General features: G+C 68.1%; 14 protein-coding genes. 3 read left to right on the top strand and 11 right to left on the bottom strand.

Features of this window, described 5'->3' with window-relative positions; translation table 11 throughout:
* Positions 1-13: 13 nt before the first annotated feature.
* The 10 genes from U1H99_RS08235 to U1H99_RS08190 form a co-directional block, all read right to left on the bottom strand.
* Positions 14-694 (bottom strand): urease accessory protein UreF, encoded by a 681-nt coding sequence (locus tag U1H99_RS08235; protein WP_323141249.1) that lies wholly within the window; start codon positions 692-694, stop codon positions 14-16.
* Complete coding sequence (ureE, locus tag U1H99_RS08230; protein ID WP_323141248.1) at positions 691-1,263, bottom strand: urease accessory protein UreE; 573 nt, start codon at positions 1,261-1,263, stop codon at positions 691-693. Before ureE ends, U1H99_RS08235 begins: the two co-directional genes overlap by 4 nt.
* 25 nt (positions 1,264-1,288) lie before the next feature.
* On the bottom strand, positions 1,289-2,989 hold the full coding sequence (gene ureC / locus U1H99_RS08225) for an urease subunit alpha (protein WP_323141247.1): 1,701 nt from the start codon (positions 2,987-2,989) through the stop codon (positions 1,289-1,291).
* The gene (locus U1H99_RS08220) at positions 2,990-3,322 is read right to left on the bottom strand and encodes an urease subunit beta (RefSeq protein ID WP_323141246.1); all 333 of its coding nucleotides are present in this window, start codon (positions 3,320-3,322) and stop codon (positions 2,990-2,992) included.
* Entirely contained in the window at positions 3,319-3,828 is a 510-nt protein-coding gene (locus U1H99_RS08215) for a GNAT family N-acetyltransferase (RefSeq protein WP_323141245.1), read from the bottom strand. The genes U1H99_RS08220 and U1H99_RS08215 overlap by 4 nt, the downstream gene beginning before the upstream one ends.
* 36 nt (positions 3,829-3,864) lie before the next feature.
* Positions 3,865-4,167, bottom strand: a complete 303-nt coding sequence (locus U1H99_RS08210; protein ID WP_141829232.1) for an urease subunit gamma — start codon at positions 4,165-4,167, stop codon at positions 3,865-3,867.
* Between the two features lie 13 nt (positions 4,168-4,180).
* Positions 4,181-5,047: an urease accessory protein UreD gene (locus tag U1H99_RS08205; RefSeq protein ID WP_323141244.1), complete on the bottom strand. Its 867-nt coding sequence runs from the start codon at positions 5,045-5,047 to the stop codon at positions 4,181-4,183.
* A 311-nt stretch (positions 5,048-5,358) separates the two neighbouring features.
* Positions 5,359-5,562 (bottom strand): hypothetical protein, encoded by a 204-nt coding sequence (locus U1H99_RS08200; protein ID WP_323141243.1) that lies wholly within the window; start codon positions 5,560-5,562, stop codon positions 5,359-5,361.
* Between the two features lie 59 nt (positions 5,563-5,621).
* Positions 5,622-7,274: a SulP family inorganic anion transporter gene (locus U1H99_RS08195; protein ID WP_323141242.1), complete on the bottom strand. Its 1,653-nt coding sequence runs from the start codon at positions 7,272-7,274 to the stop codon at positions 5,622-5,624.
* 3 nt (positions 7,275-7,277) lie between these two features.
* On the bottom strand, positions 7,278-8,762 hold the full coding sequence (locus U1H99_RS08190; RefSeq protein ID WP_323141241.1) for a GGDEF domain-containing response regulator: 1,485 nt from the start codon (positions 8,760-8,762) through the stop codon (positions 7,278-7,280).
* 159 nt (positions 8,763-8,921) lie between these two features.
* Between U1H99_RS08190 and U1H99_RS08185 the strand changes: the two genes are divergently transcribed.
* The 3 genes from U1H99_RS08185 (at position 8,922) to U1H99_RS08175 (ending at position 11,393) form a co-directional block, all read left to right on the top strand.
* Positions 8,922-9,899: an SDR family oxidoreductase gene (locus U1H99_RS08185; protein WP_323141240.1), complete on the top strand. Its 978-nt coding sequence runs from the start codon at positions 8,922-8,924 to the stop codon at positions 9,897-9,899.
* Between the two features lie 150 nt (positions 9,900-10,049).
* Entirely contained in the window at positions 10,050-11,147 is a 1,098-nt protein-coding gene (gene ku / locus U1H99_RS08180) for a non-homologous end joining protein Ku (RefSeq protein WP_323141239.1), read from the top strand.
* Positions 11,148-11,393: a hypothetical protein gene (locus U1H99_RS08175; RefSeq protein WP_323141238.1), complete on the top strand. Its 246-nt coding sequence runs from the start codon at positions 11,148-11,150 to the stop codon at positions 11,391-11,393.
* Positions 11,394-11,574: 181 nt separating this feature from the next.
* Here the strand turns inward: U1H99_RS08175 and ligD are convergent, their stop codons facing one another.
* Positions 11,575-14,259, bottom strand: a complete 2,685-nt coding sequence (gene ligD / locus U1H99_RS08170; protein WP_323141237.1) for a DNA ligase D — start codon at positions 14,257-14,259, stop codon at positions 11,575-11,577.
* Between the last annotated feature and the right edge of the window lie 13 nt (positions 14,260-14,272).

Raw genomic sequence — 14,272 nt, 5'->3', positions numbered from 1 at the left:
CTTTCATAAAAAATCAGGATCGATACAGTCGGCCATGCTGGACCTCGTGCCGCATCGACAGCATGGAAAGGCCCGGCGACCAGTTCGACAGCGCCTCGTCCGGCAGCGTGCGCGCGGTGACGGCCGCCTGCTCCAGGTCGGCACGCAGCGACAGCAGCAGGCGCTGCCCCGCCACCTGCCCCAGCGGCACCGACTTCACGCATACCAGCACCTGGTTTTCGAGCCAGGAAAACAGCATGGCCAGCAAAGCTTCCTCGTGCGGGATGTCGAGCGCGTCGACGGCGCAGGCAAAGGCGGTGGGCAGCGACACCTCGTCGCCCAACAAGGGATGGAGCTTGAACTGCGCATCGGCCACGCCCAGCTCCGCGATCAGCCGCGTCAGCGAGTAGCCCATCTGGACCGTCTCGGCGCGCAGTTCAGCGGTGTCGCGCGAGGCCAGGAAGCATTCGCTCCACAGCGCCACGGCGGCGCCGTCGCGCGCCTCGAAGGCTTTCAGCAGGCGCCACAGCAGCGGGCCGTCCCACTGCGCCATCACTTCGTGCAGGTAGCGCACCATCCAGCCGCGTGCCGACGCGGCGTCGTGCACCAGGCCCCCCTCGAGGGCGGCTTCCAGCCCCTGCGAATAGCTGTAGCCGCCGATCGGCAGCGCCGGGCTGGCAAACTGCAGCAGGTGCAGCAGGCTGGCCGCGTTCATGCCGGTTCGGCCGGGGTCGTGGCAGCCGCAGTAGCAGCCGGCGCGGTCAGATCGGACGGCCGGTGGATGCGCTGGCGCACCGGCACCGGCGCCAGCAGGCCGCCGCGATGGCCGTCGTCGTCGTGGTGGTGGCCGTGGCCGCCGCCATACGCGCCCGCCTCCGGCTCGAACTTGGCCACTTCTTCGGCGACCTCGGCGCCCAGGCCCTCGAGCATTTCCTTCAGCACCGGATCGACGCGGATGCGCAGCCAGCCCGGGCCGACCTCGGTCCGGGTGTGGCGGTTCCCGAGGTGGAAGGCGCAGCGCGCCAGCTGGGTCGCATCGCGGCAACGCACCAGGTAGGTCGGCTCGGGCGCCGCCACGACGCGCACCACGCGCGCCGCCGGGCCGCCTTCGCCGGTCAGCAGCTCGCCGTCGCGCAGCACCGTGCCGCGCACCAGGAACAGCGCCACCTCCTCGCCCGACGCCAGGCACGCGCGCTGGCGGCAGCGTTCGCGCTGGTCGTAGGGCAGCACCAGCTCGTCGTGAACGGTGTCGGCGGTGGCGATTTTGGTATGCAGGGACAGCATGGCGAATCCTTCAGAATGAACGCATCTAGAACAAGAAATACCGCTGCGCCAGCGGCAGCACGCTGGCCGCTTCGCACACCAGCAGCTGGCCGTCGGCACGCACTTCGTAGGTTTCCGGGTCCACCTGCATGTGCGGGGTGGCGCCGTTGTGGATCATGTCGGCCTTGCGCAGGCCGCGCGTGCCGCGGATCGGGATCAGGGTCTTGGCCAGGCCGAGCTGCTGCCCGATGCCGGCGTAGTAGGCCGCCTGCGACACGAAGGTGAACGATTTCTTCAAGCCGCCGCCGAAGCTGCCGAACATCGGCCGGTAATGCACCGGCTGCGGCGTCGGGATCGAGGCATTCGGATCGCCCATCAGGCTCGACGCGATCATGCCGCCCTTCAGCACCATCGACGGCTTGGCGCCGAAGAAGGCCGGGCGCCACAGCACCAGGTCGGCGATCTTGCCGGCCTCGATCGAACCGACAGCATGCGCGATGCCGTGGGTAAGGGCCGGGTTGATCGTGTATTTGGCCACGTAGCGCTTGACGCGGAAATTGTCGTTGCGGCTGGAATCCTCGGGCAGCGGACCGCGCTGCGCCTTCATCTTGTGCGCGGTCTGCCAGGTGCGCAGGATGGTCTCGCCGACCCGGCCCATGGCCTGCGAGTCGGACGACATCATCGAGATCGCGCCGAGGTCGTGCAGGATGTCCTCGGCGGCGATGGTCTCGCGCCGGATGCGCGACTCGGCGAACGCCACGTCCTCGGCGATGGCCGGATCGAGGTGGTGGCAGACCATCAGCATGTCGAGGTGCTCGTCCAGCGTATTCACCGTAAACGGGCGCGTCGGGTTGGTCGACGAGGGCAGCACGTTGGCCTGCCCCACCGCGGCGATGATGTCCGGCGCATGGCCGCCCCCCGCGCCTTCGGTGTGGAAGGTGTGGATGGTGCGGTCCTTGAACGCCGCCAGCGTCGATTCCAGGAAGCCGGCCTCGTTCAGCGTGTCCGAGTGCAGCGCCACCTGCACGTCCATGCGCTCGGCCACCGCCAGGCAGTTGTCGATCGCGGCCGGGGTGCTGCCCCAGTCCTCGTGCAGCTTCAGGCCGATGGCGCCGGCTTCGATCTGCTCCTCGATCGGCCCCGGGCGGCTGACGTTGCCCTTGCCGAGGAAGCCGAGGTTCATCGGGAAAGCGTCGGCCGCCATCAGCATCGAGTGGATGTGCCAGGCGCCCGGCGTGCAGGTGGTGGCCGCGGTGCCGACCGCGGGCCCGGTGCCGCCGCCCAGCATGGTGGTAATGCCGGAGGTGAGCGCCTCCTCGATCTGCTGCGGGCAGATGAAGTGGATGTGGCTGTCGATGCCGCCGGCGGTGACGATCATTCCCTCGCCGGCGATGATCTCGGTGGCGGCGCCGATCGGCAGCGTCACGCCCGGCTGGATGTCGGGGTTGCCGGCCTTGCCGACACCGAAGATCAGGCCGTCCTTGATGCCGATGTCGGCCTTGACGATACCCCAGTGGTCGACGATGACGGCGTTGGTGACGACGGTGTCCATGACGCCGTCGCGGGTCAGTTGCGACTGGCCCATGCCGTCGCGGATGACTTTGCCGCCGCCAAATTTCACTTCCTCGCCGTAGGTCGCGTAGTCGCGCTCGATCTCGATGACGAGGCCGGTGTCGGCGAGGCGGATGCGGTCGCCCGTGGTCGGGCCGTACATGTCGGCGTAAGCCTGGCGCGTGATCGTGGCCATTCAGTCTCCCCCTTTGCTGGAATCCGGCGCCAGTGCGCCCATCACGCGGCCCTGGAAGCCGACCACGGTGCGCGCCCCGTCCAGGTCGACCAGTTCCACCGTGCGGCGCTGGCCCGGCTCGAAGCGCACCGCGGTGCCGGCGGCGATGTTCAGGCGCATGCCGAGGGCCGCGTCGCGCTCGAACTGCAGCGCATCGTTGACCTCGTGAAAATGGTAATGCGAGCCAACCTGCACCGGACGGTCGCCGGCATTCGCCACCACCATGGTGACGGTGCGGCGGCCGCCGTTGATCTCGATCTCGCCGTCTTCCAAAAGATATTCGCCCGGGATCATGCAAGCTCCGGCATGCGCAGCGATTTGTAATAGATCGCGGTCGGACCGTCGTCGTCGGCCAGCGCATCGACACGGGTGTAGCCGAGGCCGTGGTACAGCACTTCGGCGGCGGAGCCGGGCTCGGTGTCGAGGAACAACAGCGTGCGGCCCAGGGCGCGCGTCTCGGCTTCGGCGGCGCGCAGCAGCACGCTGCCGATACCGCGCCGGCGCGCGCGGCTGTGCACCATCATGGTCTGCAGCTCGGCGCCGTCGCAGCCATGCGGGCGCCGGTACAGCTCGAGCTGGACGATGCCGGCCAGCTTGCCTTCGTGCAGCGCGGCCAGCAGCATGCGCGTGCCGTCCTGCAGGCCGGCCTGGACTCCACGCCAATAATGGTCGGCGGCGCCTGCCGTCAGGCCGGCCGGAAAACCCATCGAGGCGCCGTGCGCCAGCGCGTCCAGCAACAGGTCGACCAGTTGCGGACGCACGGTGTCCAGGGCCGGGGCGGTCAGTAGCGCGATTTTCATGGTCTCACCTCCTTGCAGCGTCGGTTGCGGGTTCGTTCAGGGAATCGGATTGTGGACGGTCACCAGCTTGCTGCCGTCCGGGAAAGTGGCTTCGACCTGGATGTCGGGGATCATTTCGGGTACCCCTTCCATCACGTCGGCGCGCGCCAGCACGCGGGTGCCGTCGCTCATCAGCTCGGCCACGCTGCGGCCGTCGCGCGCGCCTTCCATGATTGCCGCCGTGATCAGGGCCACGGCTTCCGGGTAGTTCAGTTTCAGCCCGCGCGCGCGGCGGCGTTCAGCCAGCAGCGCGGCGGTGAAGATCAGCAGCTTGTCTTTTTCGCGTGGGGTCAGGTCCATGCCGGGTTCCTCTTCATGTATTCCAGATGCGCGGCACGCGTGCCGGCGTATCCAGCAGATGCGGGCGCAGGGTCTGCCAGACGCGCAGCAGGCAGGCGCGCGCCGCTTCGCTGTCGTCGCCCAGGTGGCGCGCCACGAACACGTTCTTCACCTGGCTCAGGCCGAGCGTCGGGTCGGCCTCGCGCAAGGCGTGCAACAGGGCCGCCGGCAGCGGCTTGCCGACCGCGACCAGGGTCGCGCAGACGCTGTGGCCGGCCAGGCCGAGCGGGCTGCGCATGACGTCGCCCGCCGCCAGGCCGGGGCCGACCGTTCCCTGCTCCCACCAGACCAGGCGCCCGCCCTGCCTGATGCGGGTGTGTTGGCGCACCTGGCCGCTGCGAAAGGTCTCGCCGGCGGCGCGGCGGCCGAAGCACAGGATCTCGCTGCCGATGTAGCGCGCGTCCGCGGCCAGCTCGACCTCGTGCTCGAGCACCACGTCGGCGTCGTCGTAGAAAATGGTTTCCTGGGGCAGCCACTCGAGCGCCGCGCCGGGGCCGACGCGCAGGCGCACGCGCTGGCGCGAAGCCTGTTCCCCGTGTTTGCCGTTGGCGCGATACCACTTGGTGGCGCCGGGCGAGGTGGCCAGCACGCGGGTCGCGGCGCCGAGGTCGACATCGAGTTCGAGACGGTCGCCGCCGACCACGCCGCCGGGCGGATGGACCACGATCACGTGGCAGGTGCGCGCACCTTCCGGATATAGCGCCTTCTGGACGCGCAGCGGTCCGCGGTGCTCGCGCCCGGTCAGGCGGGTGGTGCCGGCATCATCCTCGAAGCGCAGGCCGAGGCTGGCCTGCCAGGGTGGCGCGGTGGTGGACGGTGCAGAACGTGTACAGTCAGGCATGCTTCTGCTTCAGCACGAAGCATGCCAGCCAAATAAAGTGTGGAATCGGTGCGGAATCGGCGTGCTGCGATGGAGGGCGCGCGCGTTGTGCACCAACAACGCAGAATATGCACCGTGACGGTGCATTTAGATCAAACTTGGCTGAACATCAAGATGGCGCAGTGAATGCGGCGCCGCGTCGATTGCCCTGGTGGCACGGGGCTAAGACACGGACTTAGAGGCGAATCCACGGACACCGGCAGCTTCACGAAGTGCCGGCAACGGGATCGATCATATGGATACCGGACCGCAGCGGGTCCGGCGGCAGACGCTCAGCGGCGTCCGCGCATGCCACGCGCCGGACGGGCGGCCACGCGGGCCTGGCGCATCGCACGCAGCTTGTCCATGGCGCGCTTGGCGGCCACGATTTCGCAACCCATGCCGAGGAACAGCGCGAACTGCGCCGGCGTGGTCAGCCCGATGATATACAGGCCGATGGCCGCAGCGATAAAGAAGAGCGTGCTTGCGCGTGGCATGGTTCCACCTTTGAAGAAGTCGTTGGAACCATCCTGCCACAGCCGGCGCGGCCTTGCAATCAGCCGCCGTCCCGTGCGAGCGCATCCCAGGCATTCGCGGTGCTCAGGAACACCCGCCCGCTGAGCGCCTGCAGCAGCGCCGAGCCGCGCAGCCGGTCCAATACCGGTCCCTTGACCTCGGCCAAATGCAGCATCACGCCGCGGTTCGCCAGTGTGCCATTCAATTCCAGCAGGCCGAACAGGGCCGAGGTGTCGATCGCGTTCACGGCCGACAGCACCAGCACCAGGTGGCGCGCCTGCGGCTGGGCTTCCAGTTCGTCCTCGACACGGGTCGCCACCGCCTCCAGGTTGCCGAAGAACAGGCCGGCGTCGACGCGCAGCAGCAGCACGCGCGGCTCGGTCTGCCCCGGATAACGCTCGACGTTGCGGAAATGCTCGGTGCCGGCGATGCGGCCCAGCACCGCGATGTGCGGCCGGCTTTCGCGCCAGATCATCGCGCCCAACGACAGCACCAGGCCCAGCACCACGCCCGACTCGACGCCGAGCAGCAGCACCCCGGCGCCGGTCGCCACCAGCGCCAGCGCATCGGCGCGGTCGTAATGCCAGGCGGTGCGCAGCGTGCCCAGGTCGAGCATGCCGAGCACGGCGACGATGATGGTGGCGGCCAGCACCGGCAGCGGCAGCAGCGCCAGCCAGCCGGTCGGCAGCACCAGCGCGCCGGCCAGCAGCAGCGCGCTGATCACCCCGGCCAGCTGGGTGCGCGCGCCCGCGGCGAAGTTCACAGCCGAACGCGACAGGCTGCCGGTGACCGGAAAGCCGCCCGACAGCGCGCTGCCGACGTTGGCCAGGCCGATGCCGACCAGTTCGCGGTTGGTGCGCAGCTTTTCGTGCGGCTGGTTGACGCGCTTGTGCGCCAGCGCCTGGGCGCCGGACATCCCGATCAGGAAGTTCATGAAACCGATCAGGAGCGCCGGCTTGCCCAGCGCCTGCCAGTAGCCGTCCGCCAGCGGCAGCGCCGGCTGCGGCAGGCCGGACGGCACCGCGCCGATCACGCGCACCCCGCGCTGGTCGAGGTGCAGCAGCGTCACCAGCACGATCGCGGTTAGCACCAGCAGCATCGGCGCCAGGCGCGCGCCGATGTCGGCCGCTCCCGGGGTCAAGCCGAGCCGGCGCAGCAGGCCGGCACCGTAACGGCGCGCCAGCAGCAAGAAGGCGATGGCGCCGGCGCCGAGCAGCACGCTCGGCCCGTGCGGCGCCAGCGGCGCGCCGCCCAGCAGCGTATCGAGCTGGCCGAGCGCGATCGCGATCGAGGAGCCGAGCGTGAAGCCGCTCATCACCGGCCGCGAAAAGAAATTCGCCAGGAAGCCGACGCGCAGCAGGCCGCAGGCCAGCAGTACCGCGCCGGACAGCAGGGCCAGCTGGCCGGCCAGCATCCCGTACAGTGCGCTGCCGGGCACCGCCAGCGGACCGAGGGCCGACGCCGTCATCAGCGCGATGATCGCCATCGGCCCGACCGACTGCGCGCCGCTGGTGCCGAACAGCGCATACAGCAGCGGCGGCGCGATGCTGGCGTACAGGCCGGCCACCGGCGGCAGCCCGGCCACCAGCGCGTAGGCCATGCCCTGCGGGATCATCATCATGGCGACGATGATGCCGGCGCCGACGTCGCCGGCCAGGTCGGCGCGCCGGTAATGCCTCAGCCAATCCAGCATGGATTATTGCATCGCCAGTTCGACGCAGTTCCTGCCGGCCCGCTTGGCGCGCGCCAGCGCCGCGTTGACGCGCTGCACCAGGGAGTCCGCGCTCTCCTGCTCGCCCAGCTGGGCCACGCCCAGGCTGACGGTGACGTGGTCGGCCCCGGGGATCTCGGCCTGGGCGATCGCCACCCGCAGCTTCTCGGCCATCTTGAGGGCGTCGATGGCGCTGGTGTGCGGCGCCAGGATCTGGAACTCTTCGCCGCCCGAGCGCACCAGCACGTCGCTGCCGCGCAGCACCGCCTGCGCCGCCTCGCACACGCTGCGCAGCACCACGTCGCCGACCGGATCGCCGTAGCGCTCGTTGATGGCCTTGAAGCGGTCGATGTCGAAGGCGACCAGCGCCAGCGGCACGCGGTAGCGGCGCGCGCGCCGGATTTCCTTTTCCAGCAGTTCTTCGCCATGGCGGCGGTTGGCGACGCCGGTCAGCGCATCCATGGTCGAGATATAGGTCACGCGCGCCAGCAGCTGTTCGTTTTCGAGCGCCATCTCGGCCAGGCGCAGGCCGAGCGCGGCCTGGGCGGCGACGTCCTGCAGCGCCGCGAATTCCTCGGGCGCCAGCGCACGCGAATGCTCCCACAGCAGCGACAGGGCGCCGCGCGGCGCTCCCGGGCCGTCGGCCGGGATCGCGATGCCGAGCGCCATCGCCACGCCGTGCGTGCGCAGCAGCGCGGCCAGGTCCGGCTCGCCAGCCTGGTCGAGGGTGTCGAGCAGCACCAGTTCGCCGGTGGCGGCGGCCAGCAGGCCCGGGAAGGCGTGACGCAGCGGCGCCTGCAACAGGCGGTCGGGGCGGCCCAGCAGCGTCTGCAGCGCCAGCGCCGGTGCGCCCTCATCGCTCTCTCTTCCTGCCTGGGCTTCCAGCTGCAGGTCGCCGTCCGGCTTGCGGTGGAACAGTGCCGCGTGGCGCACGCCCGGCCAGCCGGCCAGCGCGCGGCACAGGCCTTCGGCCAGCCCCTGGATGTCGTCGGCCGTGCGCAGCGCCGCCTGCACCCGCGTGTGCAATGCCAGCAGCGCGCGCAGGCGTGCCGCGTCGGCCGTGACGGCGGAGGGCGGCGCAATACCGGCCAACCCCTGCGCCACGGCAGCCTGCAGCGCATCGGCATCGATCGGAGTGACGGCATAGGTGACCGGGCCGAACGCGGCCAGCGCCGGCACCCAGCGCGCCGTGGCGTAAGGACACAGCAGCAGCGTCGGCGCCCCGCCCCTGCGCGCCACCAGCTCACCGAGCGCGGCCAGGTCGATGGCGGGTTCGAAGCGATCGAGGTCGATCACCAGCAGGTCGGGCTGGCCGGCGGCGATGCGGGCCAATGCGCGCTCGGCGCCGTCGGCCAGCTGCAGGTCGTCGAACAGCCCGCCACAGGCGTTGCCGAAATCCGCACGCCGCTGCGCCACCGGGCTCAGATAGATCCCGCTCTTTCCTGTATTCCGCACCTCTGCCGTCGACATCTTTACTCCCGCTTCCCATTCCATGAAGGTGACAAGTTTGCCATAAGGCACCCTCCCATATTACACGCTGGCGCCGATTCCCCGCATGTGTGTGGAAGCGCACGGTCGGCCGCGGCGCGACGAGTGAATACTGAATGAATCACGAACAAGGAGGGCAACATGGCCATTCAGGACGACGCAGCGAACAAGCAGAAGGCAATCCAGAACCGCCAGGACCAGGCGGACGGCAGCAAGCAGAAGAGCGAATCCGGCGGCAGCGAGCAGAAAGCGGCCCAGACCGGCGTACAGCAGCCGGCGGGCGACTTCCCGGCCCAGCACCTGGCCAAGCCGGGCCTGGAAGCGCAGATGGAACTGAAGCCGAAATTCATGGCCGAGGGCTACAAGGGCAGCGGCAAGCTGGCTGGCCAGGTGGCGATCGTCACCGGCGGCGACTCCGGCATCGGCCGCGCCGTGGCGATCCTGTTCGCGCGCGAAGGCGCCGACGTCGCCATCCTGTACCTGAACGAACACGAAGACGCGGCCGAGACCCAGCGCTACATCGAGGCCGAAGGCCAGCAGTGCGTGACGGTCGCCGGCGACGTCAAGGACATGGAATTCTGCCAGCAGGCGGTCGACCAGATCGTGGCCCGTTTTGGCCGCCTCGACGTGCTGGTCAACAACGCGGCCTTCCAGGAGCACGCCGACTCGCTGCTCGACCTGACCGAAGACCGTTTCGACGAGACCATGAAGACCAACATCTACGGTTACTTCCACATGGCCAAGGCCTGCCTGCCCTACCTGAAGCGCGGCGCCGCCATCGTCAACACCGGTTCCGTCACCGGCCTGAAAGGCTCGAAGAAACTGCTGGACTACTCGACCACCAAGGGCGCGATCCACGCCTTCACCATGTCGCTGGCGGCCAACCTGCTGGAACAGGGCATCCGCGTCAACGCGGTCGCCCCGGGCCCGGTCTGGACCCCGCTGAACCCGGTCGACCAGACGCCGGAAGACATCGCCAAGTTCGGCCAGGCCACCACCTTCGGCCGTCCGGCCCAGCCGGAAGAGCTGTCGCCGGCCTACGTCTACCTGGCATCGAGCGTGTGCTCGGGTTATGTAACCGGTGTCGTCCTCCCGATTACCGGTTCGGTAGGCGAGTAATCAATAACGTAACGGGGCCTCGAACGAGCGTAGCGAGCGGCCGCAGGCGTGGCCGAGAAGCGCAGCCGTACATTCGGTACGGCGAGCATCGCAGGCTGCGCATGCGGCCGCGCAGTAGCTCGTTCGAGGCCCCACTACAGGAGAAGCACGATGGCGAGGAGTATGTGGAAAGGTGCGATCAGCTTCGGGCTGGTTCACATCCCGGTCGAGATGTACCCGGCGGTCACGGACCATGGTCTTGATCTCAACATGCTCGACCGGCGCGACTTCGCGCCGATCGGCTTCAAGCGCTACAACAAGAACACCGGCAAGGAAGTCTCCTGGGACGACATCATCAAGGGCTACGAGTACAGCGACGGCGAATATGTCGTGCTGTCGGACGAAGACCTGCGCCGCGCCAACCCGGAGGCGACCCAGACCATCGACATCCTCGCCTTCGTGAATGCCGACCAGGTGCCGCTGCTGTACTACGAGCAGCCCTACTACCTCGCCCCCGGCAAGGGCGGCGACAAGGTCTACGCGCTGCTGCGCGAGACCCTGCGCGAGGTCGGCAAGATCGGCATCGCCAACGTCGTCATCCGCGTCAAGCAGCACCTGGCGGCGCTGGTGTGCGTGGGCGACACCATCGTCCTGAACACGCTGCGCTATCCGGACGAGATCCGCCCCACCGACGAGCTGAAGATCCCCGACGCGGATTCCAAGGCGGCCCAGGTGACGGAAAAGGAACTGCAGATGGCCAAGGCGCTCGTCGAAGGCATGAGCGAGAAGTGGAAGCCGCAGCAGTATCACGACACCTACCGCGAAGACATCATGGCGCTGATCAAGAACAAGATCGCCGCCAACCAGACCAAGACCATCACCGAGCCGGAACCGGAAGAAGACAAGCCGGCCAAGAGCAACGTCATCGATCTGGTCGCGCTGCTGCAGGCCAGCCTCGGCAAGAAGCCGGCCAAGGCGGCGGCCGACGATGACGACGATGATGACGATCCGCCGCCGCGCAAGTCGCGCAAGCCGTCCGACGATGACGACGACGCCGGCGATGCACCGCCGCCGCGGGCACGCAAGGCACCCGCGCGCAGCACGGCGCACGCCACCGCGGCCAAGCGCACGGCCGCAACTAAAAGCGCGACCAAGGCTGCGGCCAAGCCGGCTGCAAAGCCTGCCGCAAAGCGCGCTACCGCCGCCAAGTCGGCTGCAGCGAAACCGGCTGCGGAAAAGGCGCCGGCCCGGCGCAGGAAGGCGGCCTGAGTGGATTGGGACAGCTTAGTCAATTTTCTGCAGTGGCCGGCGATGGTGATCACGCTGTGCGCCGCCTTCCTGGTCGGCGCGCGGCGCGCCAACCGGCGCATCCTCGGGTTCTATACCTTTATCCTCAGTAACGCCTTGTGGATCGTGTGGGGCGTGCACGACGGGGCCTGGGCGCTGATTGCGCTGCAGGCAGGCCTGCTGGCGATGAATGTGCGGGGGATTTTCAGGAACGAAAACGCGGCTTGAGTGCTCGACGTGCCTCCAGACGTCGCCCCCGCGCAGGCGGGGACCCAAGTTCCTGACCAAATTCGGCAACAGCCAAACCATCGCGGTGCTATCGAAGCCGAAACGACACAGTGTAAACTCGGGTCCCCGCCTTCGCGGGGAGTCGTTTAGGGCAATGCCCGGAACGACGGGTTTTCAGCATTTACTTCTTCGGCGGCGTGTACCCCAGCGTCTTCATCGCCTTGGTTAAGGTCGTCGCACTCTTCTCATAATCCACCCACGGCGCATTTCCCACCGCCAGCCGCGACTCGACCGTCTTCACCGTCCAGTGCGCCCCCGAAGTCAGCTCGGGCAACTCGTCCCAGCGCACCGGCACCGAAATGCCGAGCCCCGGCCGCACCCGCGCCGACCAGGCCGACACCGTGGTCGCGCCGCGGCCATTACGCAGGTAGTCGATGAAGATGCGGCCGACGCGGTTCTTGGCGCCGCTCTTGCCCGCAAAGCGATCCGGCAGCGTCTTGGTCAGGTGATTGACGATCGCGTGCGCGAAATCCTTGACTGTGTCCCAGTCCAGCTTGGGCTTGATCGGCACCACCACGTGCAGGCCCTTGCCGCCGCTGGTCTTGAGGAAGGGGTTCAGGCCCAGCTCCTGCAGGAAGGCGCGCACTACCTGGGTGCCCTCCTGCACCTGCGCCCACTCGACACCCTCGCCCGGGTCGAGGTCGAACACGATGCGGTCCGGCGTGTCGTAATGATCGGCGGTGGCGTTCTGGCTGTGGATCTCGACCATGTTCCACTGTGCGCTCGAGAGCAGGCCTTCGAGCGTGGCGATCCGGGTCATGCTCGGGTGTTCGGGGTCGAGCTTTTGGTCCATCTGGACCACGCCCGGCATCTTGCGGGTGTCGGTCACGTGCTTCTGGAAGAACAGCTCGCCGCCCACGCCTTCCGGCGCGCGCACCAGCGAGACCGGGCGCCCTTCCAGGTGCGCCATCATCAGCTGGCCGACCAGCGCGTAATAGCGCACCAGGTCCAGCTTGGTGGTGCCGCTGTCGGCGTCCATCACGCGCTCGCCGTGGGTGACCTTGAAGCTCGTCGGTAATCCCTCGGGCAGTGCCGGTGCCGGCGCGGCTTTCGATGACTTGGCGCGGCTGGCCTTCTTCGGCTTGGATTGCGCGTCAGGTGCCGCCTCGTCCGCCGGCTGCTTTGTTGCGCTCATGGATTCTGCCTCCTGTACATGCTTGGCCTGCTCGCGCACCACACTGCGCGCCGGCTTGTCCTTGCGCAGCCCCTGGAATACCGGATGGCGGATCGCATCGGCGAGGGTCCACTCCGAAAAGCTCACTTCGGCCACCAGTTCCGGCTTGACCCAATGACTCTTGCGGCCCGGCACGGCGCGTGGCGGGAACGGATTTTCGTCGGTGCCGATAGATTCCAGCACTTCGCGCAAGTGGCGCAGCGAGGCGCCATTGAAGCCGCTGCCGACGTGGCCGGCGTAGCGCAGCGTGCCGCTCTCGTCGTAGTAACCCAACAGCAGCGAGCCGATGCCGGTGCGCGAGCCTTTCGGGTCGGTGTAGCCGCCGATGACGAATTCCTGGCGCATCCCGCATTTCAGCTTGATCCATTCCGGCGAGCGGCGCGTGACATAGCGCGAATCGCGGCGCTTGCCGATCACGCCCTCCAGGCCCACTTGGCAGGCGGCGACCACCAGTTGCGCCGGGTCGTCGCCGAATTCGGCCGAGAAGCGCACCATCTCGGATGGCTTCCTGGCCAGCGCTTCTTCGAGCAGCGGCCGGCGCTCGTCCAGGCGCACGTTGCGGATGTCGTGACCCTTGAAGTAAGGCGCGTCGAAAACGAAGTAAATGATTTGCGCCTTGTTGCTGCCGTCGAAGGCCAGCTGCAGCAGGTTGAAATTCGGCTTGCCGTTCTCGTCGTGGACAACGATCTCGCCGTCGTACCAGCCGTCCGGCAGCTTCATCCGGGCGATTTCCTTCTGCAGCGGCTTCAGCTTGTCGGTCCAGTCGTTGCCGTTGCGGGTGATCAGGCGGACGTCCTTGCCCTCGATACGGGTCAGCATGCGGTAGCCGTCGAACTTGATCTCGTAGATCCATTCCTCGGGCTGCGTGGGCGGACCGTCGACCAGGGTGGCCAGCTCGGGGCTCAGGGTTTCAGGCAGGTCGGCTTTCACGGCGCCGTCGGGCAGCGCGCCTTTTTTCGATGTCGCAGTCTTCGCACTTTTCTTCGGCCTAGCGCCTTTGGCGGGCTGAGCGCCCTCTTCTTCGGCTTTCAGCTCGGCGACCTTGGCGCGCGCCGCGGTGGCTTCGCCGGGACCGGCCGGCATCGGCAAGTCCTTGACGCTGTCCGGGAACGCGTCGATCACCGAGAATTCGCTGGCCGGGCGCGCATACTCGTCGTTTTCCTTGATCAGCAGCCAGGGTTCCTGCTTGTCGTCGCCGCGGCCCTTCATGCGCACCAGTACCCAGCGCCCGCGCATCTTGTGGCCGTGGATCTCGAACTTGACCTCGCCCTTGGCGAAGCCCTGGCGCGGGTCGCCGATCGGCTCCCAGGTGCCCTTGTCCCAGATGATCACCTTGCCGGCGCCGTACTGGTGCGGCGGGATCGTGCCTTCGAAGTCGGCATACGAGATCGGGTGATCCTCGACGTGGACCGCCATGCGCTTGTCGTGGGTGTCGTAGCTGGGCCCCTTGGGGACGGCCCAGCTCTTCATGGTGCCGTCGAGTTCGAGGCGGAAGTCGTAGTGCAGGCGCGTGGCCCAGTGCTTCTGGATCACGAAGGTCAGCGCGCCGGTGCTGGCTTCGCCGCCTTCCGCGGGTTCGGCGGTGATCGTGAAATCGCGTTTCGATTTGTACAGCTTGAGTGCGTCGGGCATGGCATCACCTGGT

The sequence above is a fragment of the Massilia phyllosphaerae genome (genome assembly GCF_034659755.1).
Taxonomy (GTDB): Bacteria; Pseudomonadota; Gammaproteobacteria; order Burkholderiales; family Burkholderiaceae_D; genus Telluria; species Telluria phyllosphaerae.
Note: the sequence above shows the minus strand (reverse complement) of the source record. Positions and strands in the feature narration are given on the sequence as shown.